We start from the raw sequence: 24,642 nt of genomic DNA, 5'->3' as shown, positions 1-24,642 counted from the left end.
GATTGCAACCGGCGCACCTTGCGTCATGCGGTTATCTTGGATATCGGAAGAGAGATTTATCTCTTGAAGGGGCACTCCGAAATGCCGGGCTATCGTTTGAAATCCATGTTTAAGACCACTTTTGCGGCATCGGTTACAGCATTGACCATGCTGACAGCCGTGCCGTCAGCTCAGGCTGAAAGCCCGTTTCACACCGGTGTTTGGCAGCTGAATGATCCGGCCGGGAAGCGCGGCCTCGTTGTCAGTGACTGGCTGGTTTGGGAAAACGGCCTGCCGAAGCGCTGGCTTTACCGGCGTGCGGGAACGAACGACGCCAACCAATTCGACTTCTTCACCCGTTCCATCGGAGATAGTGGCTTCACGCCGGTTGGCATCCGCGTTTACCGCACCGGTGAGCATGAGATGAAATACACCATCTCTGAGAAGGGCAAGGATCCAATCGAGGTTTCCGCCAATCGCTTGTCGATCCCGAACTACAAGAATTCCTGTCTTTCGGTTGAAAACAAGGGCAACCGGCTGACCGGCGGCACCTGGGCCGGCACACCGCAATCTGCCGGCAAAAAGCTTCGCCTGACCAAATCCAAGCTGACCATTGATGGAAACGCGCGCAATGTGACCGTCGAAGATGTTCGCGTGGGCCGTGTCGGGATCATGGAAGACGGCAAACCCTTGGCGTTTTTCACGGATGCTGGCGGCGATTATGGTGTTCTTCAATGGTTCAAGCCGGGCGTAACGCCGGAAGTCATGCGCGACACCACAAAAGAAGTTATGGATTTCAAGGCAGAAGAAATTTTCCGCTGGCCACAAGGCACTTGCGACCGGCAGATCGAAAGCCGTCTTAAAGCCATGAAATAAGAACTCTTCTTAATCATAAGGGCCAGAAATACGGGCCGTAGCAGAAAGATTGCGATTTTTTCAGGAAAGTCATCTTGTGCTAGGGTCCGTATTCTCCCATATGTTGAGGGAGCTGTGCTGCAGGACTCCCTGCGTGCACAAGTTTTGAACGAAGGGGAATTTTAAGACCATGTCGACCTTTGACCGCCAATCTCAAGGCGCTTACTCGGTTGCCGGCGCTCGTGCCGAGGCCGGCATCGATCAGGGCCTGCGCGCCTACATGCTGGGCGTTTACAACTACATGACCTTCGGCCTCGCGCTGACCGGTTTCTTTGCCATCGGCACCTACATGATGTCCGTCGTGACCAACGACGCCGGCTCGATCGTAGGTTTGACACCGCTCGGCAACGCCATTTTCGCCTCACCGCTCAAGTGGGTGGTCATGCTGGCGCCGCTCGGCATGGTGCTTTGGCTCTCATTCCGGATCCAGTCCATGAGCGCGTCTACCGCTCGGACGATGTTCCTCATCTACTCCGCACTGATGGGTGTATCGCTGTCCTCGATCTTCATGGTCTATACAGGTGGATCGATCGCACGCGTGTTCTTCATCACCGCAGCTTCCTTCGGCGCGCTGAGCATCTTCGGCTACACCACGAAAAAAGACCTGTCCGCCTGGGGTTCGTTCCTGTTCATGGGCCTGATTGGCATCGTGATCGCGTCTCTGGTGAACATCTTCCTCGGATCTTCCGCGCTTCAGTTCGCGATTTCAGTGGTCGGTGTTCTCGTATTCGCTGGCTTGACCGCCTACGACACGCAGCAGATCAAGGAAATGTACTACGAGGGCGACTCTGGTGAAGTTGCCACCAAGAAGTCCGTGATGGGCGCTCTGCGTCTGTACCTCGACTTCATCAACATGTTCCTGATGCTGCTGCAGCTGTTCGGCAACCGCGAATAATTTGCGCTCCATCATAAACGTAGAAAGCCCGGCCATTGAGCCGGGCTTTTTTGTCTTACGACAAGAAATGTCGCTTACAATTCTCAGATGGTTAGGTCTCGAAAATCTGTCCGTAGCGACTTCAACTTCGAAGGGGACAGCTCCGCTTTGGTTCTGAGCGTCAAGCTGTCAGGCGTCGACGACCCGGAGATGCTTTTTCTTTTCCAGAACCCTTAGGACCTGCGCCAGTTCGTGGCCACGTTTCAGGATCATGCCACCGGTCGCAACGACCGAATATGCGCCCTGCCGCCGAGCAAGTTTAGGGTCCTTTTCGATGCGATAGAGAGGCATTTCAGAGGCGCGGCGGAAAATCGAGAAAACAGCCCTGTCATTCAGAATGTCAATTGCGTAGTCCCGCCACTCACCATCAGCGACCATGCGGCCATAGAGCCTCAAGATGATATCAAGTTCCCGGCGGTTGAACGACACCACTGGTAAGGAGGGTGGAGCTTTTTGCCCAGATCCGTTGAGGCTCAAGCTCCGGCTGTGCTGAGATGCGCTGTCATCGGCTTCGCTCATTCCGCCTCCCTCTTGAACCGCCTTGCACGATGCACTGCTGTCAGCGTTTGCCCGGCGAAGTCATCCAGATGTCATGATGGTCGCGGTTCGCCGCGAATTGCAAGTGCAGGCCGGTAGAAAGCTGAGAAACTGTTGCTTTCATTCACCTATCGTGACCGAAAAACATCAAAAACTGACGTTAGGTCAACTTTTCAAGAAAGAATACCAAAATTTTCATGTTTTCGCCGCATTCCAGCCCTTGGCCAGCCAAAAAGCACACCCATATTATTCTCATACCTTGATGGGAACGGTCTACGGGCACCGCGGTATGCAATAGCCCCCCAGCCCCCCGTGGTGAATGTAGAGCGACCAGATTTTTTGAGTCAAACATCAAGGCAACTGAAGGGCCGGCAACACGCCGGCCCTTTTCATTACCGGACACCTCTGGCGGCAAGTCCAAGAATTCCGGCAGTTTTCCCAAACCGAAAACGTTTCAAGCTTCCCCTACGGACGGCTTGTAGTATTCTTCTGCCCAAGATGACCCTTGATCTGATCGATCTTCGTGCGGCGAGACCAGCAGACTGCGAAGCGCTCGCCAGCATCCATAGCGAAGCCTGGCTCGGCGCTTATCGCGGCGTACTACATGGCCTTGACCTTCAGCGAATGGTCTCAAGGCGGGGCGAAAACTGGTGGCGCGGAGCTTTGGCGCGCGGCGTCAACATCAAGATCCTATCCGTCGCTGATGTGCCAGCAGGATATGCCACCTTTGGCCCGTGCCGACTTACGAATACCAGCATGGATGGCGAGATATACGAACTATATCTCAAACCCGAGTATCAGGGCCTTGGTTTCGGCCGCAGGCTGTTTGAAGACATCCGGGCATCATTTCTGGAGCGACATGGCTCAGGGCTTGCCGTTCAGGTGCTCAGCGACAACACGCCTGCCAGGGAGTTCTATCGTGCGTTGGGCGGTCAGGTCGCCGGGAAATCATGGCACCGGATTGGCGGGAGGCGGCTCGAATTACTCATATACATCTGGCCGCGGCGAACGCTCTGACAGCTTCACCGTAGTGATTTCCAAGTACAGGATCTGGTGCGCCCGCGCCACTTCCGGGTCATTAATCAATTAGGTGCAATGCAAAACTAAAGACTTGAACTTCTGCCTTTGGATTGCGATAGACGGCGCAACGATCCAACAGGAGTTCACAGATGCGTATCGACGCCGTGCCGATTGGCAAAAACCCGCCGGAAGAAATTAACGTGATTGTTGAGGTTCCCGTTGGCGGTGAACCGATCAAGTATGAGATGGATAAAGAAGCAGGCGCGATGTATGTCGACCGCTTCCTCTACACGCCCATGCGCTATCCGGGGAACTACGGCTTCGTCCCGCACACACTTTGCGGCGATGGCGATCCGATCGACGTGGTTGTCGTCAACCAGCGGCCTGTCGTGCCCGGCGCCATCATGACCTGCCGTCCAATTGGCGTTCTCCTGATGGAAGACGAGTCTGGCCAGGACGAAAAGATCATTGCGGTTCCAAGCCACAAGATTACCAAGCGCTATGACGGTGTTTCCGACATTACCGATATGCCGCAAATCACCATCGATCAGGTGAAGCACTTCTTTGAGCACTACAAAGATCTGGAGCCCGGAAAATGGGTGAAAGTGACGGGTATTGAAGGTGCAGAAGCTGCAAAACGCATGATTGTGGAATCAATCGAGCGCGCCAAGACGGAAGCTGCCGAATAAGCGCAGACCCACACTATCCTTGAGGCTGCTGCCGCTGCATCACCTGTCGGCAGCGGCCTCAAGACGCTCCATGTCCTGATCGCTCAAACCGAAATGGTGACCGATCTCATGGATAAGCACATGGGCGACCACATCTCCGAGCGTTTCGTCCATTGCGGCCCAATAATCCAGAATGGGCCGGCGGAAGAGCCAGATACGATTTGGCATCTGCCCCGTATGGGACAGCTCTTCGCCCTCGTCCAAGCCGACACCTTCAAATAATCCAAGCAGATCGTGCGGATCCTCGATCGACAACGCATCGAGGACATCATCAGGTGCATATTCGGCAAGTGTGATCTGCAAATTGCCGCAGCGAAGCAACAGATCGTCGGGCATGGTTGCCAGTGTTTCACTGGCCATTGCCTCAAAGTCTTTCAGGTCCGGCGCTTGGAGGTCGGTCCAGTGGCTTCGGCTGATTGGATGAATTGACGCCATATTTTGTTCCAGGCTCCAGTGAGCACTGTATTTCCTTTTTCGCGAGCCTCCCAACTCAGTTGGAAGATTACCTAAAGGTAGGTAACGGCAAGGTAAATCACCAGACCAATTGCAAATATCAACCCAAGCGACCGGCCGATGCGCGTGCCCCAGACTTCGATGTGGTCATCGGCATCCTTATCGGCCGCGCTCATGTGACTGCGTGCCCGATCGGCCATGCGGACAAAGGTCGAGCCAACGACCGTTTCACTTTCAACCTGCGCGCGATCAATCGCTCTCAGCGCCTCGTCGCGCCTTTCCTGATCGGCCTTGTGTTTTGATGTGCTCATGCTGGTGACTTTGCCATGCTACGCCGGAATTTCAAAATCCCGGCGGCAAGAACTCCAAGGCCGGCCAACCCGGCAGATGCGACAGCATTCCACCCTGCAAAGGACAGGCCCAACATCCTCCAGCTTGCTTCCGTGCAGCTGACAACCCGGGTCGATTGCAAGGCTTGCAGCATGTTGGCAGCAGATGCCGGAGCCGCAGTGCCGCCGCCGCAATCATTTGGCCCATCCCAGAACTGCCATTCCGCCCCGGCCTGATAAATCCCGAGACCAGCCCCATAGGCGAACACTGCCGCGACTACCAGCAACAGGATCGCGGCAATCCCTTTGCGACCTGACACCAGGGCACCCAATGCAACAAGAGCCATAGGCAACCCGATATAATAAGGAATTCGCTGCTCCAAACACAGCTTGCAGGGGACATACCCGCCGAGCACCTGATATCCCCAAGCCGTTCCAATCACCACAACGCCACCGGCCAATAAAAGGAGTGTCAACGACTGAGCCAATTTTTCAGCGGACATCGGATCCCCTTTGCTTAGATAAACTTCAGCGCGGCAAAACCGCCGACCAGAAGCACCACGAACAGGGTGAACATAAGACTGAGGCGTTTCTCGATAAAGTCCTTGATGGGCGGGCCGAAGAAATACAAGAGCCCGGCCACAATGAAGAACCGGATCCCCCGGGAAACAATGCTCGCAAGAATAAAGATCGGCAGACTTAACCCGGCCGCTCCTGAAGCGATCGTAATCACCTTGTAGGGAAACGGGGTCACACCGGCGATGAACACGAACCACCAGCCCCACTCGGCAAAGATATGGCGAAATTCCTCAACGTAGTGGAGTTTGCCATAGAACGCGAGCACCGGCTGTGCGACCTGTTCAAACAGGAACATTCCGATGAAATAGCCGAACACGCCGCCGGCCACAGAGGTCAGCGTGCACAGCAACGCATACCACCAGGCCTTCTCGCGCCGGGCGATGACCATCGGGATCAACAAGATGTCCGGCGGGATCGGAAAGAACGAGCTTTCGACAAACGAAACCGACCCGAGCGCTGTAGGTGCGCGAGGTCCGGCAGCAAGGGACAAGGTCCAGTCATAGAGGCGTCTGATCATATCGCCTCCATACCTGCTGCAACGCAAAAAGTCACCTAACGAAATTCGGCCCGCGAAGGGTTCGAAACCAAGGGTAAACAAACCAGTACCGAAATGGTGCAAGCTGCGTTTCGGATCTCAACGAATACCAATCGCGGCACCAGTCTGGTGATTACAGCTCTATGAACATTTTCGCTGCATTGATCTCCTGTCCCTGAAGCGGAACCAACTCGGGGTTTGCCTCCAGGAACGCCGCGCTGTCAAAGGTGATTTCCCGGTTTTCAGCGCGGCCGAACTCAATGTAATGCCGGGCGCCCGCTTCAGCATCTGCCCCGAAGACCTCGATCAAATCCTCATGCGAGGCAATGTAATCAAGCGCGGAGAAATCGATCGTCCGGCCTTCGGTTAAACCGAACTCGACAAAGTGGTCAAAGAGTGCCTCTTCATCCGTGCCGAATGCCTCTTCGACATCCTCATAACTCGCGGCATACTCTAGGATAGACACCTGCGTTTGCGCGATAACATCGAGCTCAGCATCGGCATAAAAAATGATTTCGACATTGGTCAGCCGGTCCGTACCGTGATCGCTGAACACAATTGTCTCACCATTGTCAAAGACGTAGGTGTCTGCTGACGAACTACTTTGGTTAAGGACGAACACGTCACTTCCAGCGCCGGCGTCGACCAGATTGTCCCACTGGTTACCGATGACGACATCATCTCCCGCGCCACCGATTGCGTTTTCAATGACAGCGCCATAGGCGATCGAGATATTGTTGGTAAGGCCGGCAGCGCTTGAGAAGCCACCTTCATTCAGATTGATGACCGTATCGACGAAATAGCCAGAGAAATCGATCGTATCTATTCCACCTGCGTCCCAGATCGAAAAGACCGGCGCTGTGTTCTGACTGAAATCATAGATCGGTGACTCTGTGTTGGAGTTAAACCCGTAAACTGTGTCATCAGTCCGCGTCGACATGTTCACGCCGTACTTTGCCTGGATAGCCAAGATATCGTGAAGCATCGGGGTCTGGGCAAAAGCATCTCCGAAATCAGCACCGGTATGGCTCTCATCCCAATATGACATGATCGAATATTGAGCACTGTCTTCGGCATAGGCGGCGTTGTTTTGATAGCTCAGCTTTCCGCCGCTGGCGTTGTAGTCACCCGGGTGTGGCTGGCCGATCGCGTGGCCGATCTCGTGAACCAGGACTTTGTACCCATAGTTCCCGATTTCCGGAGACGTATTGTATGCGTAGTCGCTGTTCACCCACACATCACCGGCCCAAGAGGAAAAGCCCGGCAGGTACGCATGGGCCGCCGAATAGTCCGCCAACGTATCAGAGTTGGCAAACCGGATCGGCGCGAAATACGAATTGCTTTCCTGAAAGGTAATGTCGGCGACATCTGACCATGTCTCAAGAGCCAGTCGCGCCATATCCATCTGCTGGCTATTGAAACTGTTGAACCCGTCGTACTCGTCCAGGCCCTTCGCATAGCTTGGAAGAACCTTGGCGAAAGAATAAGTCACAACAGCAATGCCACCCCAGCTGTAATCACCGCGGTTCAACTGCCCGATTATATAATTGAGGGAAGTGGTGCCACCGGGTCCGGATGCTGCAGCGGCGGCAAATGTACCGTCTTGGGCATGCTCAAGCCCGTCACAAAGAGCACTGTGACAAAGTCCGCACATAGGTTTTCATTCGGTGAAATGAATACACCGCCCCTGTTTATTTGAATGTTTGACGCATTAGCTTGTTATTTGCTTGTGAGGGCAGTATGCGCGGCAGGTGGTAAAAATTATTAAATCGAACACTCAGTATTTTTGGTTTGTTTGATCGTCATTAATATTTTTTGAACATGCAATTAACTTGAAATTAATACTAAATTTTCGTTATTTACATTAACAATTGCTTAGGCATATGAACCGGACGGCAGCGGCGGCCAGCGCGAGAATGCTTGGATGTTAACTGGTAGGCGAGGTGGTTGGGTTCGACAGAACCCGGCTGCAACATCAGACGAAAGCCAAAGCTTCATTCATCAACGGGACATTCGCATCGCAAGGTCCAAGGATTTCAGCGCTCGGCACATTGCCCAATCTGTCGAAATCAATCAGCTGATTGCAGGCAGCCAACTCAGACAGCCAGGGATAGCCGCTTGTTCACCGGCTCACAAATTACAGAAGAAACCTTAGTATTTTGATGAACACTTCAATCAGCGCACGACTATTGGCACTAGTGACATAATAGGACCTATTTTTTTCCATTTTGCGCGTCAAAGTTGCTCGCCGTTAACCTTTACAGTAAATTAATTTACGCGAAGAAGAGCAATTTTATCAATAGTTTCAATAGCTTAATTTCCATCAACAAAATACCAGTAATTACCGTGTTAATTAATATATTGATAATTTTAATAAAAAATTTAATAATTCAAGCCTGCAACCATCCCGTTTGAACCCGAGTTTTTTAGTCAAGCGAAAGCTAGTAGGGGGTATTCATGGCTTTTTCTATTACATCATCATTCGACTCTGACTTTTATCTATCCCAAAATCCTGATGTTGCTGCTGCGATTGAAGCAGGTTTGTTTGAGAGCGCTGAGCAACACTTCAATCAGTTTGGTTTTTCAGAAGGCCGAGATCCAAACCCATATTTCGACACATCGTTCTATCTGGAACAAAACCCCGACGTTGCCGCCGCCGGCATCAATCCGCTCAACCACTTCAACCAATTTGGTGAAACGGAAGGTCGCAGTCCGAACGCAATCTTCAATCCCACCTATTACCTGGAACAGAACCCGGACGTTGCAGCGTCCGGCATTAGTCCATTCCTGCACTTCATCAATCACGGCGCCAGCGAAGGCCGGTCGCCAAATGCGTCCGTCGCCTCGCAAACGAGCGAAGGCTTCGACGAAGCAGCATACCTAGCCGCAAATCCAGACATCGCAGACGCAATCGCCAACGGAACATTCTCCAGCGGCTATGAGCACTGGCTCCTGTTCGGGTTTGATGAAAGCCGGTCCGGTGCACAAAATACATCCGGGGACCCCATCGACCAACCCAGCAATGACGGAACGCCAAACGACAGCCCAGACGACTCCCCTGCAGATCCGGATGCACCAGGTGCTGGAGGCGGCGGTGGCGGCGTAACGCCAGATACCACTCCGCCCACGATCACGTCTTCACCAACTTTCGAGATCAATGAAAACGAAACCGACGTAGGCACGATAACAGCTAACGAGGCATCGACATTTTCAATCGTTGGAGGCGATGACCAGGCACTGTTTCAGATTAATTCCAATACCGGCGCCCTATCATTCGCGTCTGCTGCTGATTTCGAAAACCCGCAAGATGCAGGCTCCAACAACGTCTATGAGGTCGAGGTTCAGGCTCAGGACGCCAGCGGAAACACTTCAACGGCAGTAATCGCAGTCACCGTTGAGGACGCATCAGAAGTGAATGGTGGAACGATCCAGGCTGCGATTGATGCTGCCAACGCAGGTGACACTATCTATGTGGCAGCGGGAACATACGCTGAAAATCTTGTCATCGACAAAGCAATCACGATCAAGGCGTTAAACGGCGGGGATGTCAACATCGCCCCGGCATCCGGCGTGGCGGTTACCTTTGCGACCGGTGTGGACGGTGACGTGACCCTCGACGGGTTGGATCTTGTCGGCAACGGCACCAGCACGAGAGGCATCGATGTCACTCCGGGCGCGAACATCGGGACGTTGACCTTTACCAATGGTGAAATCAATGGGTTCACTGACCGCGGCATCTTCTCGACCGATAATGCGGACCCGACAAATCTTCTGGCCATGGGCGCATTAGTTGTCAGTAATTCGACGCTTTCAGACAATGGAGATGGCGGCGGGAATACTGCTCATATCAAGTTGTTCGGCTTCAACGGAAATGCCACATTTGAAAACATTGGTCTCGTAGGGCAATCCGGTGGTTCAGCGATCGGATCTCGACCAGACAATGCGATCGAACTGATCGGCGGGTTGAATGCTCCCAACTCAGCAAATCCAGCTCCGGCAAACTCTCCGGACATCGGAACTGTGACCTTCAACGGTGTGACCGTCAGCGGCGAATATCACAAGAACCCGATCGGCATTTTCAATTTTGGCGAACTCGACGGCTTGTCGATCACCGGCCTAGATCTCTCCGGCGCGGTTTCCTCATGGAAACTGTTCAACATCGACGGCGTCACAGAAACGAACATCGACGGCTCTTCGTATGGCATCACGTTCCCGAATACGACAGACGTTGTCGCCGAATTCCAAGGCGAGAAGTCTGCCAACCAAGGCACAGTGGATACGATCATCACTGGGACATCTTCCAGCGATCAGCTGAATGGTAAGGAAGGAAACGATACTCTCAATGGTGGCGACGGGAACGATATTCTGATTGGCCTGGCCGGAGATGATCGAATTGATGGCGGAGACGGCATCGATTCAGCCATCTTCAGCGGAGGTTCCGAAAACTTTACGCTGACCCGGCAAGCGGATGGCTCTATTGTCGTCGTAGACAATGTCGGTACAGATGGCACGGATACAGTTGTAAACGTTGAAAACTTCGTCTTTGTCGGTGGCACAACAGAAACCTAGCAAACCAGGGACACAAGCAGCTTTGTCAGCCGCTTTTCACAAGGTTTCGAATCTGACACAGCTGGAATTTTGGATACAGATGATGTGGCAGGTTACGGCAATATCGTAACCGCACCATCGGGCCAAGGCGGTATTGTATCCGCATCAGGGTCTGCACACGCCATTGTCACTCAGGCAGGAACACCGGGCAGCGAAACAGGCCCCTTCACTAGATTTGATGGTTATCGAGATACCTTCGAAGACGGCTTCAAAACAACAGTCGACATCTACTTAGATACCAATTGGGCGTCGGGTGAAGGATTCGACTATTCGGTCGCAGCCAATGGGTCCGATGGAAATCACCAACGGGATTTCATCTTCCATTTCACCAAGGATACCAGCACAGGAGAGTTGTTGGTAGGTGCGAGCAACAATACGAATTTCGACCCACGCGAAGACTTGGAGACCATTAATCACGCCGTGATTGATACTTCCGGTTGGTACACGCTAGAACATCTCTTCTTCGAAGGTGAGGATGGGACCTTGAACGTAGCCATGAGCATCTTCGATGCCGACGGTAACTGGCTGTTCAATGAAGTTCGCAACAGCGCAACGGACACAATTCCAGCCGAAGTCGGTGGCAACCGGTATGGCTGGTTTACAAATGTCGACATTGTCGGTGGCATCGCCGTGGACAATGTAGAGTTGGTTGGATTTACAGCGTAGTTGAAACCAACCCACTAAACGGACGAGAAAGGCTCTGACATGTTCAGGGCCTTTTTCTTTGCAGCTGGTATGGAAATTCGAATTCGGTTTCGATACCGCTCAAACGTTTCCATCTGCCTGAAGGCAGCGGCCGAATAAAGGAAAGAAAACGAGAAAAAAGTGGTGCCCCCCGCCGGAATCGAACCGGCACTCCCGAAGGAACGGGATTTTGAATCCCGCGCGTCTACCAGTTCCGCCAGAGGGGCAACTGACACCGAGGAGGGTGAATATCACCGCCCCCGTGCCGATGCAAGCAGAGATGCACCTCAAATCCGCAAACTATCCACGATCAATTAGAAGGGCTGTCTGAGGTCAGCATTGACCTGACCAGCCGCTGCATCATTGCACCGTTTGAACTTTAGATCTGAAGCGAAAAAGCACTGGACCCGCTTGATCAGAGATCCGAAACGGAGGCAGACACAAGCACAGGCTCTGGCTCTGGCGCCCACACCGCAATCTTGGGCCGCAAGGTGATCCATCATTGCGCAGGTCAACGCGCTGATTGCAGGCGCTTGACCAAATTCAAGAAATTTTGCCGGCGAAGAAAGGTGCAAATTGTGCGCTTTTTCTAGACAAGCTTTTTGCCTTTCGATACATCTTCACCATGACCAAATCAGCACGTGAAATCGAACTCAAACTCGAACTGGACCCGGCAGCGCAGGACGAAATCAAACGGTCTGGCGCGCTCAAGGATTTTGCCGCCTCCCGACCGGTCACCAAGACCCTGCAGTCCATTTATTTCGACACGCCGGATCAGGCCCTTCGCCAGGCCAAGATCTCCTTGCGAGTGCGCAAATCCGGCCGCAGCTGGGTGCAAACCGCAAAGCTTGGAACCGGCGTGATGGGCGGCCTGTCTTCCCCGATCGAAGCCGAACATCCTGTTTCCGGACGCGCACTTGATTTGTCCGTCATTGAAGATGCTGACGTGCGCGCAAAACTTGTCGAGACGATCGGCGACGCCAGCGTATCTGAGTGCTTTGAGACGGTCATGAAGCGCACAACGCGCCAGTTGACCCGGGAGACCGATGGCGCCCATATCGAACTTGCCTTCGACACTGGCAACATTCTGGCCGGGCCGGAAAGCCATCCGCTGGTGGAGCTGGAGATGGAATTGAAGGCCGGGCCAAGCGCCGCACTCTTCGAGGTTGCCAAACAGCTTCTAAATGATGTGCCGTTCCGTTTTTCACCCTACAGCAAGGCCGAACGCGGCTACCGGTTCGCCGAGGGCCAACCGGACGGAAAAGCCGTTCCCTTCTTCGCTGAAAACGTGGTGTTTGAGCAAGGCATCACCGTGGAACATGCCTTCCGAGATGTGCTGCGCTCCTGTCTCACTCAGATTGCAGAAAACCGCCTAGCAGTTCTCGCCAGTGAAAACCCGGAAGGGCCGCATCAGCTGAGGGTTGGCCTGCGCCGGCTCCGCAGTGCATTCCGGCTGTTCAAGCCAGCTCTCAATCCGGCGACCATGACCCCGCTGGACCAGCTGGCCAGAACCGTCGCGGCTGAGGCCGGTGCCTTGCGCGATTTCGATGTTCTGATTGACGAGATCGTCGAGCCGGTCGTGGACAAAGCACCGGAAAGCATTTCTTTTGAGGCCCTGCTCGCCGATCTTCATGCATCCCGCGGCAAGGACACCCGCACCGCACTGGTGACGCATCTAAAATCCGCAGAGGTGAACGCGTTCCTGCTCGATCAGGCGGCATACACGGAAGGCCGGGGGTGGCTCGACCCGGAGAACTTTGACCAGAGCAGCCTTCTGGCGCAGCCGATCGAGGATTTTGCGGCTCAAGCCCTCGCCAAACAGTGGAAGAAAGTCAACAAATATGGAAAGCGCCTGGACGAGTTGACCATTCCGGAGCGTCACGAGATGCGCAAGGCCATGAAGAAACTGCGGTATGGCATTGAGTTTTTCGGGAGCCTTTACCCGAAAGATGCCGTCAAACCGCTGCTCAAGCGGATGAAACGCCTGCAGGATATCTTCGGCTATTTGAATGATGTCGCGATGGCAGAACGTCTCCCCGAGATGAGCAATGTGACAGGCAAGAATGCGTTGACCGCCGGACAAGCCATTGGGTTCACGATCGGCTGGCATGAAGCACAGAGCCAAGCCATGTGGCAGCACGCCCGGGGCTATTGGGATGCGACCAAGGATGTGCCGAAGTTCTGGTCGTGAGGCATCAACGTCATACCGGCGAGCATGTCCCATGAACGTGTTGTCTATCACAATTGTTTTGCATCCGGCCTGATATGCAAACACCAGACTTGATAGGCACTTTCAAAACTCGGGATTTATGAGACATGGCAGCCATCGGCACCCAAAACCGCTATGCGGCTCCCTCCAGGTTGCTGCATTGGGCAATCGGGCTGCTTGTGCTGTTGACCTGGCCGTTGGGGCTGATGATTGGGTTTGCCAAGAAAGATGTCGTGCTCGATTTTTATCTTCTGCACGAAAGCATCGGATTTCTCGTCTTGTGGCTCATGCTGATCCGGGTTGGAAACCGCTGGATGAACAGACCGCCGCGCCACGAGGCTCCCCCGCTTGAGAGGTATGCCGCCGAAGCGGTTCACGGTCTCTTGTATCTGTTTTTGATCATTATGCCGGTCTCAGGATTTCTGGCCACCAATGCGCATGGTTTTCCGCTGAAGTGGTTCGGCATTTTAGAGGTGTGGAGCCCGATTGGGAAAAGCCCTGATATTGCCCCAGTGTTTTCGGCGGTTCACGAATGGAGCGCCTGGATACTGCTTGGATTGTTCACAGTCCATATCGGCGCGGTCCTGATGCATCATGTAATCCGCAAGGACGACACGCTTTACCGGATCATCTGACGCTTCCGGTCCGTGTGTTGGGATTGGCAATCGCGCGCCCCGACCAGATCCTGAGATCCCGGATTGCCTTGAGGGTGACGACAACCGCGGCAACACACAGGACTGCCTTGGTGACGGGCTCCATGGTCCCCTCAATCAGGAACGCGTGGGCCGCACCGCCTATCACAACACCCAATGCAAGTGTTGAATGGATCTTCTGCCAGGTTTTCGGACGCCAGCGAAGGCGCCGCCGCAGCACCGCAACGAGTCCGGCAGCGAAGATACACCACATGGCGATGACACCCCATGCGGAAAAGGGAGTTGGGGATCTGAACAAAAGCGCATCGACGACATCCGGCGGGCTGGTAACCCACAATCCACCAACGTGAAGGACCACCATCAAGACCAGCAACGTCCCGGCCCAGCGATGGACTGCCCTGCTCTTTGCAAGTGACACTCCCGGCAACAATCCGCCCGCCAAGAGCGGCTGCAAAACCAGCAACGCCATCGCCAGGATCCCGGCAAAACCGGAGGCAATGTAAACGGGATCACGCCATGCCAGCAAAGGGCTCGAAGCGGCCGCAAGCAGCGGAGCAATCACAACTGCGCTGATGAGGCCCCAAAGAACGGCCTTTTGAAAAGGTTTCATTCCAAACGCGGCCTGCTTATGCCGGGTTCAAAACAAAATGTGCTTCAAGGCTCTTGTCTTGAGAACTGGGCATGACAGGGCGCAAAAACACTGTTTCAAAGTCGCCGCTGTCATGGGCTAGGTGCCCGTGCGGCTGGCCAAAGGCGGGCACAATCTGGGGCATTTCGAGCCGGAACACGCCATTCTCGTCGGTTAGAGTAGCGCCGTGGCTCTCCGGATCACGTTCATGTCCTTCTGTCGTATGAGCCCAAATCTGGATCCGTTGTCCAGCCAATGGCGCGCCGTCCCCTGCCCTGCGCACAGTCCCCGTCATCCAGAAACCGCCGCTGCCAATCCGGTCCACGATCGGCGCGCCAGGCCGGTAGTTGTTGGCGCCGCCACGCATAGACGGTGTCGGAGCAACACCTTTTGCTTGCGCAGGAACAATCAGTCCGGAAGCACCGGTCACCAGTGCTGCACCGCCTGCTGCAAGAACGGTCCGGCGGGAGAAATTGGCTGCCATGAATATCCTCCTATCGGTCAGAAAGAGTCGGACGCTGCACTTTGTTGCAGCGCATTACCCGAGGATATAATGCAGATCGGGACATTTCCGAGGCCAAGGCCAAGACTTGAGCCATTCTTGAGCCTCACGGTTTCGTGAGCGATAAGCCGAACAGTACCTATATATTCAAGAGACGAAAGAGCGTGAGCAGACTGACCTCATACAAATTTGCCCTAAGTTTGCGACCAAGGTAGTCAAACAAGGATGCAATCGAGGAAATATCCACAGAGGCCGGCCGACGCAATTGTCCTGCTCGGAGCTGCGGTCTGGACAGGCGGGCGCCCCAGCCCGACACTGCTCAGAAGGATCGAACATGCCGCTGCACTCTATCATGCAGGTGCTGCACCAATCATCGTTGGATGTGGCGGCCTCGGAAACCACCCTCCTGCGGAAGCTGAGGTCATGAAACGCGAGCTGATCGCTTTGGGTGTTCCGCAAAGCGCGATCCGCACCGAGACCCGGTCACGCAACACCTTGGAGAATGCTGTCTTTTCCGCGCGGATCTTAAGACGGGAGAAACTCGAAAACACTCTGATCGTCTCTGACCGGTATCATCTGCCCCGGGCAGTTTTGTGTTTCCAAACGCTCGGATTTTCAGCGACAGGTTCTGGCCCTGGGCGCTCCGTTTCAAACACACCACTCAACAAATGGCTCTACGCCTGTCTTCGCGAGACAGTCGCTTATCCGCTCTATTCGGTCAAACTGCGCGCGATACGGAAGCGGTCTGGAATTTGATCCAGTCAGCCGCCTACATCATTCCCCATTCACGACCAGTTGGATCCTGTCAGCGGCAGCACGCGTGCGGGTGTACTGCAGCGGACGGCCATCGGGATCGACATTGACACTTTCAATGACCACAACCGGGTGGCCCAAAGCGATGCCAAGCTGCTGCGCATCTTCGGTATCGACCAATTCCGCAGAAATCCGGCTTTCCCGCCGGCTGTAGTCCTTGATGCCGCCCCGGCGCAAAGCTTCGGTAATGGTGCCGCATTCCGCGTAATCGGCTACCAGATTCGGAACCCGGGCCTGCTCAAGCCAACTGGTTCCCACCATCATTGGCACACTGTCGGCGACACGTAAGGTCTTGAGACGGATCAATGGTGTTCCCAACGGAACCTCCAGGTGCTGTGCCAGCAGCGCATCCGCATCTTCGATTTCTGATCCAATCAAGCGGCCACTTGGCGATCGGTCCTGGCCGGAGACAATCTCCGAAAACCGTGTCCGGGCATTGATGGGGTAGCTGAGCGGAGCACTCGCCACAAACGTTCCACGGCCTTGATCGGCGCGCAGAAGCCCCTCTGCCGTTAACGCAGCAATGGCCCGGCGGACCGTATGCCGGTTCACTCCGAACCGGGACGCTATCTCGGATTCCGGCGGAAGTCGGCTGCCTTTTTCGTAGCCGCCGGCGGCGATTTCGCCCTTCAGCATTTCCATGATCTGGCGCCATACGGCAATGCCTGCAGCCCGGTCCAGTTTGCTTTGTCCTGTCATGCGCCCGTCATCAAATTTCGATACCCAAGAGTCAATAAGTTTATTTGTCTATACAAATAGACAAATTGAGTCTACAACCCGCTCACGCACAGGCCTCGAACTCCCAAATAGCGGGCCACCAACACAAAGGCGTGCTCATGACCGAGACCACACCGTCTTCCACAATTGCTGGCGACCAAGCCGCTCGGCAAAAGAACCTTACCATTCTCGCTCAGGCCCCAGCTGATGCATTGGATGAAAAATTCAACTCCCTGGCGCCGCCGGCTTACGAATTGGTCCGCCAGCCGGAAACGGGCCTGGTGATGGTCCGCGGCCGCATGGGCGGAACCGGCAGCCCGTTCAACCTTGGAGAAGTGACCGTGACCCGCTGCGTTATCCGCCTCGACAGCGGAGAAACCGGCAGCGCCTACGCACTTGGCCGCGACAAAACCAAGGCTCTGCAATCGGCCGTCATTGATGCCCTATGGCAGCGCGGTGCGACGCGGGCACAAATCGAGACGGACATCCTCGGCCCACTGTCGAACAGCCAGACAGAGCGCAAAACCACCGTCCGCAAGGAAACCGAAGCAACGCGGGTCAATTTCTTCACGATGGTGCGGGGAGACAACTGATGACCGCAACTACTGCACTTGCTGCCGGATTTGCTGATCCTGTTCACGACGCACAAGGGTGTTTCCGGACCATTATGAACGCTATGGCGAGACCGGGAACGCTTCAGGTCCTTGGTCAAACCCATCTCACACCACCAACACCGCTGACACCAGAAGCCGCGGCCATCGCCCTCACCCTGTTCGACTATGACACACCTGTCTGGCTCGACAAACAGCTTGCACAATCCGAGAGCGTAAAGGCCTTCCTTCGCTTTCACACGGGCGCACCAATTGTCAACGAACCTGTCGAGGCAGCCTTTGCCCTGATCGCAGATCCGGCCAACATGCTGCCGCTTGCAAGCTTCAATCAGGGCTCGGCCGAGTATCCGGACACGTCCACGACACTCATCCTGACATGCCAAAACCTGAACAACACAGACGGTGTTGTGCTCGAAGGACCCGGCATAAAAGACACGCAGACTTTTGAAACAGATCCAGTGCCGCAAGTGTTCTGGGATCAGGTCATTTCCAACAACGCCCAGTTCCCACGCGGGGTTGATCTGATCTTCGCAGGCAAAGACACCATTGCAGCCCTTCCCCGCTCCACCTCAGTCACTCTAAAGGAGGCCTGAGCCCATGTATGTTGCTGTAAAGGGTGGCGAAAAGGCCATCCGCAATGCCCACAAGCTAACCGCCAAGCGGCGCCGCGGTGACACCTCCGTTCCCGCGCTGACACTGGAGCAAATCGCCGAACAGCTGTCACACGCGGTGGCGCGGGTAATGGGAGAGGGTTCGCTCTACGATGAAACGCTCGCTGCTCTTGCAATCAAGCAATCGCGCGGCGACCTGATCGAGGCCGCTTTCCTGATGCGTGCCTACAGGACGACGCTGCCACGGTTCGGCTACAGCCAGCCTGTCGACACGGCCAAGATGCTTGTCGAACGCCGGATCTCGGCAACCTACAAGGACTTGCCAGGCGGCCAGATGCTCGGCCCGACCTTTGACTACAGCCACCGGCTTCTGGATTTTGCTCTTGCCGCCGAAGACGAAGGCGGGAACTTTGAGGCGGAAACGGCTCCAGTCGAAGACGAACCGATGCCGCGCGTCACCGATCTCCTTGGAGATGAAGGCCTGATCGAGCCGGATCCGGCGGCTGACGAAAACGCGCCGGTGGGCGATCTCACCCGCGACCCGCTATCTTTTCCGGCAGACCGGGATTTGCGTCTGCAAAACCTTGCACGGGGTGACGAGGGTTTCTTGCTCGCGCTCGCCTACTCCACGCAGCGCGGTTACGGCCGCACGCACCCTTTTGCCGGTGAAATTCGGTACGGTGAGGTCGAAGTGGAGTTTTTCGCGGAAGAACTCGGCTTTGCTGTCACGCTTGGCACGATCAAGGTGACTGAGTGCCAGATGATCAACCAGTTTGCTGGATCGGCAAAGGCTCCGCCCGCCTTTACGCGCGGTTACGGCCTCGTTTTCGGACAAGTCGAACGCAAAGCCATGTCCATGGCCATGGTCGATCGATCTCTGCGCTGGGAAGAACTCGGCGAAGAACAGGTTGCCCCGGCCCAGGACGGTGAATTTGTTCTCTCCCATTCCGACAACATTCAGGCGACCGGTTTCGTCGAACACCTCAAGCTGCCGCACTATGTCGACTTCCAGGCAGAACTCGATCTGGTGCGCCGCATGCGCGGGGAGTGGTTCGAAAAACGGGCGCGCGAAGAAGCCGAAACCACTGCCAAAGAGGCTGCGGAATGAGCAGTGGCCTCAGCCATATGACTTTCATCGTCAGTGATCTGGAAAAGATGACCCGGATCCTGACGGATGTCTTGAAAGCAGAAGAAGTCTACGACAGCGGCCAGGACACCTTCTCCTTGTCGGAGGAAAGGTTCTTCCTGGTCGGTGCTGTCTGGATCGCGATCATGAAAGGCGCGCCGCTTTCCGAGCGCACCTACAATCACGTTGCCTTCAAGATCGAAGAACAGGACTTTGAGGCCCGACTCGCTGCGATCCAATCGCTCGGCCTTGAATTCAAGCCGCCGCGCGACCGCGTCGAAGGCGAAGGCCGGTCCATCTATTTCTACGACACCGACAATCATTTGTTCGAACTGCACACCGGCACACTGGAAATGCGGCTCGAAAGCTATCGCAAAATTCTCGATGAACGGAGGGCCTCACAATGAACGCCACGGCTCAGATTTTCGATCAGGGTGAATACAATTTCGCCTATCTCGATGAACAAACCAAACGTATGATCCGCCGCGCGATCCTGAAGGGCATCGCGATCCCAGGATACCAGGTGCCGTTTGCCTCGCGCGAAATGCCTATGCCCTACGGCTGGGGCACTGGCGGGGTTCAGGTCACGGCCTCGATCCTTGGCAAGGATGATTGCCTGAAGATGATCGACCAAGGCTCTGACGATACAACCAACGCGGTTTCATTGCGCGGGTTCTTCGAAAAGACGGCAAACGTACGGACGACTTACGAAACGTCCGAGGCAACCGTCATCCAGACCCGCCACAGGATCCCGGAAAAGGAACTGCGCGAGGACCAGGTCCTTGTGTTCCAGGTCCCGATCCCTGAACCGCTCCGGTTTCTGGAGCCGCGGGAAACGGAAACCCGCAAGATGCATGCCCTCGAAGACTACGGCCTCATGCACGTGAAGCTCTACGAGGATATTGCGAAAAACGGTCATATCGCCACCACATACGCCTATCCGGTGATGGTCAATGACAGGTATGTGATGGACCCCTCTCCGACGCCGAAATTCGACAATCCGAAGATCGACGAAATGGCCGCATTACAGCTCTATGGCGCGGGCCGGGAAAAACGCATCTACGCGATCCCGCCCTACACAAAGGTGAAAAGCCTCGACTTTGAGGACTATCCGTTCGAGGTCCAGAAGTTCGACAAGCCGTGCGGACTGTGCGGCGCAGAGCATGTCTATCTGGACGAGGTCATTCTCGATGACAAAGGCGGACGCATGTTTGTCTGCTCCGACAGCGATTATTGCGAAGAACGGCGCACCGCAGGACATGTCGGACCGATGGCTGCAAACCCAGCGTCCCAGCACATCGGTGGACACGGCACTAACGCAGAGGAGGCGTCCCGATGAACGTGTTTCGAGCTGACGACCCGCTTCTGCAGGTCCATAACGTGACCCGCTATTACGGCGACCGCATCGGATGTACCGACGTCTCCTTCGATCTTTGGCCCGGCGAAGTGCTCGCCATTGTCGGGGAAAGCGGTTCAGGCAAAACCACCCTTCTGAATTGCCTGTCGACACGCCTCGCACCGACTGCGGGTGCAATCGAATACCGCATGCGCGATGGGTCAATGCGCAATCTCTATCAGCTGTCAGAAGCCGAGCGCCGCTTGCTGATGCGCACTGACTGGGGATTTGTTCATCAGAATGCTGCGGACGGCCTGCGCATGAACGTCTCGGCCGGCGCTAATGTCGGTGAACGGCTAATGGCAGTCGGAGACCGGCACTACGGGAAGATCCGCGAAACCGCGGATGATTGGCTGGGCCGGGTTGAGATCGCCAGTGACCGGATCGACGATGATCCGCGTTCGTTCTCAGGCGGCATGCGCCAGCGGTTGCAGATTGCCAGAAATCTTGTAACTCATCCGCGGCTGGTCTTCATGGACGAACCGACCGGCGGTCTGGACGTTTCGGTTCAGGCGCGTCTGCTCGATCTTCTGCGCCGTCTAGTCGCTGATCTCGGTCTGTCGGTTGTGATCGTCACCCACGATCTGGCGGTTGCCCGCCTGCTGTCACACCGGATCATGGTGATGCGCCACGGCCGGGTGATTGAAGCCGGTTTGACCGATCAGGTTTTGGACGATCCGCGCGAGCCTTACACCCAGTTGCTTGTCTCCTCCATTTTGCAGGTCTGATCATGCCAGTGCGTCTTTATCTGAACAGTGTCGGCAAGTCCTTCACCATGCACCTTCAGGGCGGCACGGTGATCCCGGTTGTCGAAAACGTCGAGTTTTCTGTCGAGGCCGGCGAATGCGTGGTCCTTGGAGGGCCATCCGGGGCTGGCAAGAGCTCAATCTTGAAAATGATCTACGGCAACTACCGCTGTGATCAGGGTCAGATCCTGGTGAATGTTGGCGATGAGATCATCAACATTGCAGATGCGGAGCCGCGCCAAGTTCTACGGCTGCGGGAAAACACAATCGGTTATGTCAGCCAGTTCCTGCGCACGATCCCACGCGTGTCTGCCGAGGAAGTGGTTGCCGAACCGCTGGTTGCCCAAGGCACAACTGAAGCAGAAGGGCTCGAGACGGCACGCAGTCTTCTCTCCCGGTTGAATGTCCCTGAGCGGCTCTGGAAGCTCCCACCGGCAACCTTTTCCGGCGGCGAACAACAACGGGTGAACATTGCCCGCGGTTTCATCGCGCACTACCCGATCCTTCTCCTGGATGAACCCACCGCCTCGCTGGATGCCGCGAACCGCGCGGTTGTCGTCCGCCTGGTGGAAGAGAAGAAAGCCAAAGGCGTTGCCATGGTGGGAATCTTGCACGATGAGGATGTCCGGCAGGAAATCGCCGACCGGATCATCGACGTCACCGGTTTTAGCGCCGACGTGGCTGCTTAAACGAAATAACTTGCCGGGAGCGGTGGTATGTCACAGAACAGTCACCGCTCCCCGGTATGGACTTTGCCTCGGCCAAGTCCGATCTCCTAAATCGCGATAATTTCCATGCGCTACGCCATCTATTTCGCAGCCGACGCTGACGCACCGCTCATACAGCTGGGCAACACCTGGTTGGGCCGTGATCCCTTCACGGGATCACTCCTGCAGCAACCGTCCATTCCGGGCCTGGACGCCGCTCGCTTCGAAGATCTGACAACCAGCCCCCGGCGTTATGGATTTCATGGCACGTTGAAGGCCCCGTTCTCGCTTGCGAAAGATGCAACCGAAGAGGCCTTGATCGCGGCCAGTGCCAGATTTGCAGAGACCGTTGCCCCTTTTGAACTGCAGGAACTTAGTGTCAATCAACTGGGCAAGTTTCTGGCGCTGACACCGGCTCAGCCGGAGCCAGATCTGGAAGCCTTTGCGTCTCTTTGTGTTCGCCAGTTTGAACCGTTCCGCGCGCCTTTGAGCGCCGAGGATCTGGACCGGCGGCGGCAAGCAAATCTGACACCCAAACAGGACGGATATGTCGAGACCTGGGGCTATCCATATGTCTTCGACGAGTTCCGCTTCCACATGACGCTGTCCAACAAGCTGGAGAGCAAGGAGGAAGCTGCGCTCTTGGCACGGAGCGCGGAAACGCATTTTGAAGCCGTCACTAATTCGGCATTCACCTGTCGCCACTTCGGTCTTTATGTCGAACCGGAGCGCGGCGCCCCGTTTGACGTCCACCGCATATTTGAACTAACGGGCCCGCAGAACCCTATCACTGCGCTTGAAAACACGCTGGCAAACTCCAACGAGGAAGTCTCATGAGCACGCATCCGAAACTCTTCAAAAATACCAAGCTGGTACTGGCAGAAGACGTGATCAACGGCTCTCTGACCGTCGATCAGGACGGCCTGATTTCCGATATCGGGTCAGCAACAGAGGTTGAGGGGCACGATTGTGAAGGCGACTTCCTTCTGCCGGGTTTGATCGAACTGCACACCGATCACCTGGAAGTTCATTACGCTCCGCGGCCAAAGGTCCGCTGGAACCCGGTTGCGGCCGTTCAAGCCCACGATGCCCAGATCGCTTGTGCCGGCATCACGACCGTGTTTGACGCGCTTCGCGTCGGCATGGATGAGGATGACGACAGCAACGACACCATGAAGGTCGCAGACATGCGGGCCCTCGCGGATGCGATTGAAACAGGCCAAAAGGAAAACCGGCTGCGCGCGGATCACTACATCCACCTGCGCTGCGAAGTCTCCGCGCCGGATGTCATCCGGGCCTACAACTACTTTGATGGTGACGACCGCGTCCGGCTGGTCTCCCTGATGGACCACACACCAGGTCAGCGCCAATTCGTGTCGCTCGATTCCTACATCAGTTACTACCAGGGCAAGCGCGGCTTCACAGACGAGCAGATGGCCGAATTCATTGAAATGCGTAAAGCCAGGGCCGACAAGAACACCCCTGGAAACCGTAAGGCGATTGCCACACATGCGGACAAAAACACAATCGCAATTGCCAGCCATGATGACGCGACCATTGCCCATGTTGATGAAGCGATTTCGCTGAACACCAAAATTGCCGAATTCCCGACTACAGTGGAAGCCGCCAAAGCCTCCCACGAAGCGGGAATGGCGGTTTTGATGGGCGCACCGAATGTGGTCCGTGGCGGCTCCCACTCAGGCAACGTTTCGGCCCGTGAACTCGCCGAAGCCGGATACCTCGATATCCTGTCGTCGGACTATATTCCGGCATCGCTGCTGCAGGCGGCGTTCCAGCTTGCGGACGAGATCGATGGCATCACCCTGCCGAAAGCAGTTTCAACGGTAACGTCGACACCGGCGAAAGCCATAGGCCTTTCCGACCGCGGTGTGCTGGAACCCGGCAAACGGGCGGATCTCATTCAGGTCAAGCTGGTTGGCAATGTGCCGATTGTGCGCGGTGTCTGGCGCGAAGGCCGCCGTGTTGCCTGACGCCCGAATGCACGCCCAGGACAAAGTCGGCCCAGGCCGGATGATCTTGGTTGTCGGCCCGAGCGGGGCCGGCAAGGACACGCTCATGGCCGCCTTGAAGGACCGAGTGAAGGACAATGACAGCGTTGTTTTTGCCCGACGCGCGGTCACTCGGGATGCCGATGCCAGTTCTGAAGATCACGAAACACTGAGCCGGTCTGACTTCGAGACCCTTGTCTCAGCCGGCAATGTAGCCTTGTCATGGGAAGCCCATGGATTGGGGTATGTTGTGCCCCAGTCTTATGACCGTGCAATTCGAGACGGCAAAACGGTCATCGCCAACGGCTCCCGCAAGGTGCTGCAAGAAGCCTCAGACAAATATGAAACGGCGATCGTCCTTCTGATCACCGCGCCGGTCGAGATCTTGGCAGAACGCCTGGCCGCCCGGGGCCGGGAAAGCCGCGAGGATATTGAAGCACGTTTGAAACGGGCTGACCTGGAACCGGACAATGTGGACAATCTGGTGCGTATAGAAAACACTGGCACTCCGGAGGAAGGCGTCGCCGACATGCTCTGCGCCCTCGGCCTGTAACGTTCCGGCACAATTTTTCTTGTTTAAACTTGTTTCAAATGCACACTTAACCCGGCGCGG

General features: G+C 55.6%; 29 protein-coding genes and 1 tRNA gene. 20 read left to right on the top strand and 10 right to left on the bottom strand.

The annotated features are described in order from the left end of the window. The first annotated feature begins 36 nt into the window (after positions 1-36). Together SADFL11_RS19340 and SADFL11_RS19335 are read left to right on the top strand one after the other, a co-directional pair. Entirely contained in the window at positions 37-855 is an 819-nt protein-coding gene (locus SADFL11_RS19340) for a hypothetical protein (RefSeq protein ID WP_209002655.1), read from the top strand. Between the two features lie 169 nt (positions 856-1,024). Continuing rightward, on the top strand, positions 1,025-1,789 hold the full coding sequence (locus SADFL11_RS19335) for a Bax inhibitor-1/YccA family protein (RefSeq protein ID WP_008193278.1): 765 nt from the start codon (positions 1,025-1,027) through the stop codon (positions 1,787-1,789). A 168-nt stretch (positions 1,790-1,957) separates the two neighbouring features. On the opposite strand, the gene SADFL11_RS19330 is transcribed toward SADFL11_RS19335, so the two are convergent. Continuing rightward, positions 1,958-2,347 (bottom strand): DUF2794 domain-containing protein, encoded by a 390-nt coding sequence (locus SADFL11_RS19330; protein ID WP_008194714.1) that lies wholly within the window; start codon positions 2,345-2,347, stop codon positions 1,958-1,960. 22 nt (positions 2,348-2,369) lie between these two features. On the opposite strand from SADFL11_RS19330, the gene SADFL11_RS19325 reads away from it, so the two are divergent. From SADFL11_RS19325 to ppa, 3 genes are all read left to right on the top strand, one after another. Beyond that, positions 2,370-2,663, top strand: coding sequence for a hypothetical protein (locus tag SADFL11_RS19325; RefSeq protein ID WP_134853088.1), 294 nt, complete (start codon positions 2,370-2,372; stop codon positions 2,661-2,663). A gap of 200 nt (positions 2,664-2,863) precedes the next feature. Continuing rightward, on the top strand, positions 2,864-3,382 hold the full coding sequence (locus SADFL11_RS19320; protein ID WP_040451087.1) for a GNAT family N-acetyltransferase: 519 nt from the start codon (positions 2,864-2,866) through the stop codon (positions 3,380-3,382). A 152-nt stretch (positions 3,383-3,534) separates the two neighbouring features. Further along, complete coding sequence (ppa, locus tag SADFL11_RS19315) at positions 3,535-4,074, top strand: inorganic diphosphatase (protein WP_008193008.1); 540 nt, start codon at positions 3,535-3,537, stop codon at positions 4,072-4,074. 39 nt (positions 4,075-4,113) lie between these two features. Here ppa and SADFL11_RS19310 read toward each other — a convergent pair whose 3' ends face one another. The 5 genes from SADFL11_RS19310 to SADFL11_RS19290 form a co-directional block, all read right to left on the bottom strand. Then, entirely contained in the window at positions 4,114-4,548 is a 435-nt protein-coding gene (locus tag SADFL11_RS19310; protein WP_008191163.1) for a metallopeptidase family protein, read from the bottom strand. 71 nt (positions 4,549-4,619) lie between these two features. Continuing rightward, complete coding sequence (locus SADFL11_RS19305; RefSeq protein ID WP_008193340.1) at positions 4,620-4,877, bottom strand: hypothetical protein; 258 nt, start codon at positions 4,875-4,877, stop codon at positions 4,620-4,622. Beyond that, on the bottom strand, positions 4,874-5,398 hold the full coding sequence (locus SADFL11_RS19300) for a disulfide bond formation protein B (RefSeq protein ID WP_040451088.1): 525 nt from the start codon (positions 5,396-5,398) through the stop codon (positions 4,874-4,876). The genes SADFL11_RS19305 and SADFL11_RS19300 overlap by 4 nt, the downstream gene beginning before the upstream one ends. A gap of 14 nt (positions 5,399-5,412) precedes the next feature. Next, complete coding sequence (locus SADFL11_RS19295; protein ID WP_008196442.1) at positions 5,413-5,991, bottom strand: YqaA family protein; 579 nt, start codon at positions 5,989-5,991, stop codon at positions 5,413-5,415. A gap of 151 nt (positions 5,992-6,142) precedes the next feature. Then, complete coding sequence (locus tag SADFL11_RS19290) at positions 6,143-7,663, bottom strand: M10 family metallopeptidase C-terminal domain-containing protein (protein WP_008190811.1); 1,521 nt, start codon at positions 7,661-7,663, stop codon at positions 6,143-6,145. An 803-nt stretch (positions 7,664-8,466) separates the two neighbouring features. Here SADFL11_RS19290 and SADFL11_RS19285 point away from each other — a divergent pair. Together SADFL11_RS19285 and SADFL11_RS19280 are read left to right on the top strand one after the other, a co-directional pair. After that, a complete protein-coding gene (locus tag SADFL11_RS19285; RefSeq protein ID WP_008194006.1) occupies positions 8,467-10,578 on the top strand; it encodes a cadherin repeat domain-containing protein in 2,112 nt (703 codons plus the stop codon). 69 nt (positions 10,579-10,647) lie between these two features. After that, complete coding sequence (locus tag SADFL11_RS19280; protein ID WP_008196215.1) at positions 10,648-11,283, top strand: hypothetical protein; 636 nt, start codon at positions 10,648-10,650, stop codon at positions 11,281-11,283. 160 nt (positions 11,284-11,443) lie between these two features. On the opposite strand, the gene SADFL11_RS19275 is transcribed toward SADFL11_RS19280, so the two are convergent. Beyond that, a tRNA-Leu gene (locus SADFL11_RS19275) sits at positions 11,444-11,528 on the bottom strand. A 398-nt stretch (positions 11,529-11,926) separates the two neighbouring features. On the opposite strand from SADFL11_RS19275, the gene SADFL11_RS19270 reads away from it, so the two are divergent. Then, positions 11,927-13,492 (top strand): CYTH and CHAD domain-containing protein, encoded by a 1,566-nt coding sequence (locus SADFL11_RS19270; protein ID WP_040452623.1) that lies wholly within the window; start codon positions 11,927-11,929, stop codon positions 13,490-13,492. Between the two features lie 125 nt (positions 13,493-13,617). After that, on the top strand, positions 13,618-14,145 hold the full coding sequence (locus SADFL11_RS19265; protein ID WP_008196302.1) for a cytochrome b: 528 nt from the start codon (positions 13,618-13,620) through the stop codon (positions 14,143-14,145). Here SADFL11_RS19265 and SADFL11_RS19260 read toward each other — a convergent pair. Together SADFL11_RS19260 and SADFL11_RS19255 are read right to left on the bottom strand one after the other, a co-directional pair. Next, positions 14,138-14,773, bottom strand: a complete 636-nt coding sequence (locus SADFL11_RS19260) for a ferric reductase-like transmembrane domain-containing protein (protein WP_008188945.1) — start codon at positions 14,771-14,773, stop codon at positions 14,138-14,140. The genes SADFL11_RS19265 and SADFL11_RS19260 overlap by 8 nt on opposite strands. A gap of 16 nt (positions 14,774-14,789) precedes the next feature. Next, positions 14,790-15,275: a peptidase associated/transthyretin-like domain-containing protein gene (locus tag SADFL11_RS19255; protein ID WP_008193431.1), complete on the bottom strand. Its 486-nt coding sequence runs from the start codon at positions 15,273-15,275 to the stop codon at positions 14,790-14,792. A 243-nt stretch (positions 15,276-15,518) separates the two neighbouring features. Between SADFL11_RS19255 and SADFL11_RS19250 the strand changes: the two genes are divergently transcribed. Continuing rightward, entirely contained in the window at positions 15,519-16,049 is a 531-nt protein-coding gene (locus SADFL11_RS19250) for a YdcF family protein (RefSeq protein ID WP_008190838.1), read from the top strand. A gap of 18 nt (positions 16,050-16,067) precedes the next feature. Here SADFL11_RS19250 and phnF read toward each other — a convergent pair whose 3' ends face one another. Beyond that, a complete protein-coding gene (gene phnF / locus SADFL11_RS19245) occupies positions 16,068-16,805 on the bottom strand; it encodes a phosphonate metabolism transcriptional regulator PhnF (RefSeq protein ID WP_008194586.1) in 738 nt (245 codons plus the stop codon). A 137-nt stretch (positions 16,806-16,942) separates the two neighbouring features. On the opposite strand from phnF, the gene phnG reads away from it, so the two are divergent. From phnG to phnN, 10 genes are all read left to right on the top strand, one after another. Next, positions 16,943-17,416: a phosphonate C-P lyase system protein PhnG gene (gene phnG / locus SADFL11_RS19240; RefSeq protein WP_040451089.1), complete on the top strand. Its 474-nt coding sequence runs from the start codon at positions 16,943-16,945 to the stop codon at positions 17,414-17,416. Beyond that, complete coding sequence (gene phnH / locus SADFL11_RS19235; protein ID WP_040451090.1) at positions 17,416-18,027, top strand: phosphonate C-P lyase system protein PhnH; 612 nt, start codon at positions 17,416-17,418, stop codon at positions 18,025-18,027. The genes phnG and phnH overlap by 1 nt, the downstream gene beginning before the upstream one ends. A gap of 4 nt (positions 18,028-18,031) precedes the next feature. Further along, on the top strand, positions 18,032-19,153 hold the full coding sequence (locus tag SADFL11_RS19230) for a carbon-phosphorus lyase complex subunit (protein ID WP_008192042.1): 1,122 nt from the start codon (positions 18,032-18,034) through the stop codon (positions 19,151-19,153). Further along, positions 19,150-19,578, top strand: coding sequence for a FosX/FosE/FosI family fosfomycin resistance hydrolase (fosX, locus tag SADFL11_RS19225; RefSeq protein WP_008191860.1), 429 nt, complete (start codon positions 19,150-19,152; stop codon positions 19,576-19,578). The genes SADFL11_RS19230 and fosX overlap by 4 nt, the downstream gene beginning before the upstream one ends. Continuing rightward, the gene (locus SADFL11_RS19220; RefSeq protein ID WP_008196206.1) at positions 19,575-20,510 is read left to right on the top strand and encodes an alpha-D-ribose 1-methylphosphonate 5-phosphate C-P-lyase PhnJ; all 936 of its coding nucleotides are present in this window, start codon (positions 19,575-19,577) and stop codon (positions 20,508-20,510) included. The genes fosX and SADFL11_RS19220 overlap by 4 nt, the downstream gene beginning before the upstream one ends. Then, the gene (gene phnK, locus SADFL11_RS19215; RefSeq protein ID WP_040451091.1) at positions 20,507-21,295 is read left to right on the top strand and encodes a phosphonate C-P lyase system protein PhnK; all 789 of its coding nucleotides are present in this window, start codon (positions 20,507-20,509) and stop codon (positions 21,293-21,295) included. Before SADFL11_RS19220 ends, phnK begins: the two co-directional genes overlap by 4 nt. 2 nt (positions 21,296-21,297) lie before the next feature. Next, positions 21,298-22,002 (top strand): phosphonate C-P lyase system protein PhnL, encoded by a 705-nt coding sequence (gene phnL, locus SADFL11_RS19210; RefSeq protein ID WP_008192099.1) that lies wholly within the window; start codon positions 21,298-21,300, stop codon positions 22,000-22,002. A 105-nt stretch (positions 22,003-22,107) separates the two neighbouring features. Beyond that, the gene (locus SADFL11_RS19205; protein WP_008191418.1) at positions 22,108-22,857 is read left to right on the top strand and encodes a DUF1045 domain-containing protein; all 750 of its coding nucleotides are present in this window, start codon (positions 22,108-22,110) and stop codon (positions 22,855-22,857) included. Next, the gene (locus SADFL11_RS19200) at positions 22,854-24,011 is read left to right on the top strand and encodes an alpha-D-ribose 1-methylphosphonate 5-triphosphate diphosphatase (protein ID WP_008195698.1); all 1,158 of its coding nucleotides are present in this window, start codon (positions 22,854-22,856) and stop codon (positions 24,009-24,011) included. Before SADFL11_RS19205 ends, SADFL11_RS19200 begins: the two co-directional genes overlap by 4 nt. Before the next feature lie 7 nt (positions 24,012-24,018). Further along, positions 24,019-24,582 (top strand): phosphonate metabolism protein/1,5-bisphosphokinase (PRPP-forming) PhnN, encoded by a 564-nt coding sequence (gene phnN, locus SADFL11_RS19195; RefSeq protein ID WP_008190736.1) that lies wholly within the window; start codon positions 24,019-24,021, stop codon positions 24,580-24,582. The last annotated feature ends 60 nt before the right edge of the window (positions 24,583-24,642 follow it).

The sequence above is a fragment of the Roseibium alexandrii DFL-11 genome, from assembly GCF_000158095.2.
GTDB lineage: Bacteria > Pseudomonadota > Alphaproteobacteria > Rhizobiales > Stappiaceae > Roseibium > Roseibium alexandrii.
The sequence above is the reverse complement of the archived record's forward strand: the minus strand, read 5'-3'. Positions and strand labels throughout refer to the sequence as shown.

Bases quoted from the DNA above. Each gene is read 5' to 3' on its own strand.
- SADFL11_RS19335 (WP_008193278.1), top strand. From the start codon at position 1,025: ATGTCGACCTTTGACCGCCAATCTCAAGGCGCTTACTCGGTTGCCGGC.
- SADFL11_RS19330 (WP_008194714.1), bottom strand. From the start codon at position 2,347: ATGAGCGAAGCCGATGACAGCGCATCTCAGCACAGCCGGAGCTTGAGC.
- SADFL11_RS19320 (WP_040451087.1), top strand. From the start codon at position 2,864: ATGACCCTTGATCTGATCGATCTTCGTGCGGCGAGACCAGCAGACTGC.
- ppa (WP_008193008.1), top strand. From the start codon at position 3,535: ATGCGTATCGACGCCGTGCCGATTGGCAAAAACCCGCCGGAAGAAATT.
- SADFL11_RS19310 (WP_008191163.1), bottom strand. From the start codon at position 4,548: ATGGCGTCAATTCATCCAATCAGCCGAAGCCACTGGACCGACCTCCAA.
- SADFL11_RS19305 (WP_008193340.1), bottom strand. From the start codon at position 4,877: ATGAGCACATCAAAACACAAGGCCGATCAGGAAAGGCGCGACGAGGCG.
- SADFL11_RS19300 (WP_040451088.1), bottom strand. From the start codon at position 5,398: ATGTCCGCTGAAAAATTGGCTCAGTCGTTGACACTCCTTTTATTGGCC.
- SADFL11_RS19295 (WP_008196442.1), bottom strand. From the start codon at position 5,991: ATGATCAGACGCCTCTATGACTGGACCTTGTCCCTTGCTGCCGGACCT.
- SADFL11_RS19290 (WP_008190811.1), bottom strand. From the start codon at position 7,663: ATGTGCGGACTTTGTCACAGTGCTCTTTGTGACGGGCTTGAGCATGCC.
- SADFL11_RS19285 (WP_008194006.1), top strand. From the start codon at position 8,467: ATGGCTTTTTCTATTACATCATCATTCGACTCTGACTTTTATCTATCC.
- SADFL11_RS19270 (WP_040452623.1), top strand. From the start codon at position 11,927: ATGACCAAATCAGCACGTGAAATCGAACTCAAACTCGAACTGGACCCG.
- SADFL11_RS19265 (WP_008196302.1), top strand. From the start codon at position 13,618: ATGGCAGCCATCGGCACCCAAAACCGCTATGCGGCTCCCTCCAGGTTG.
- SADFL11_RS19260 (WP_008188945.1), bottom strand. From the start codon at position 14,773: ATGAAACCTTTTCAAAAGGCCGTTCTTTGGGGCCTCATCAGCGCAGTT.
- SADFL11_RS19255 (WP_008193431.1), bottom strand. From the start codon at position 15,275: ATGGCAGCCAATTTCTCCCGCCGGACCGTTCTTGCAGCAGGCGGTGCA.
- SADFL11_RS19250 (WP_008190838.1), top strand. From the start codon at position 15,519: ATGCAATCGAGGAAATATCCACAGAGGCCGGCCGACGCAATTGTCCTG.
- phnF (WP_008194586.1), bottom strand. From the start codon at position 16,805: ATGACAGGACAAAGCAAACTGGACCGGGCTGCAGGCATTGCCGTATGG.
- phnG (WP_040451089.1), top strand. From the start codon at position 16,943: ATGACCGAGACCACACCGTCTTCCACAATTGCTGGCGACCAAGCCGCT.
- phnH (WP_040451090.1), top strand. From the start codon at position 17,416: ATGACCGCAACTACTGCACTTGCTGCCGGATTTGCTGATCCTGTTCAC.
- SADFL11_RS19230 (WP_008192042.1), top strand. From the start codon at position 18,032: ATGTATGTTGCTGTAAAGGGTGGCGAAAAGGCCATCCGCAATGCCCAC.
- fosX (WP_008191860.1), top strand. From the start codon at position 19,150: ATGAGCAGTGGCCTCAGCCATATGACTTTCATCGTCAGTGATCTGGAA.
- SADFL11_RS19220 (WP_008196206.1), top strand. From the start codon at position 19,575: ATGAACGCCACGGCTCAGATTTTCGATCAGGGTGAATACAATTTCGCC.
- phnK (WP_040451091.1), top strand. From the start codon at position 20,507: ATGAACGTGTTTCGAGCTGACGACCCGCTTCTGCAGGTCCATAACGTG.
- phnL (WP_008192099.1), top strand. From the start codon at position 21,298: ATGCCAGTGCGTCTTTATCTGAACAGTGTCGGCAAGTCCTTCACCATG.
- SADFL11_RS19205 (WP_008191418.1), top strand. From the start codon at position 22,108: ATGCGCTACGCCATCTATTTCGCAGCCGACGCTGACGCACCGCTCATA.
- SADFL11_RS19200 (WP_008195698.1), top strand. From the start codon at position 22,854: ATGAGCACGCATCCGAAACTCTTCAAAAATACCAAGCTGGTACTGGCA.
- phnN (WP_008190736.1), top strand. From the start codon at position 24,019: ATGCACGCCCAGGACAAAGTCGGCCCAGGCCGGATGATCTTGGTTGTC.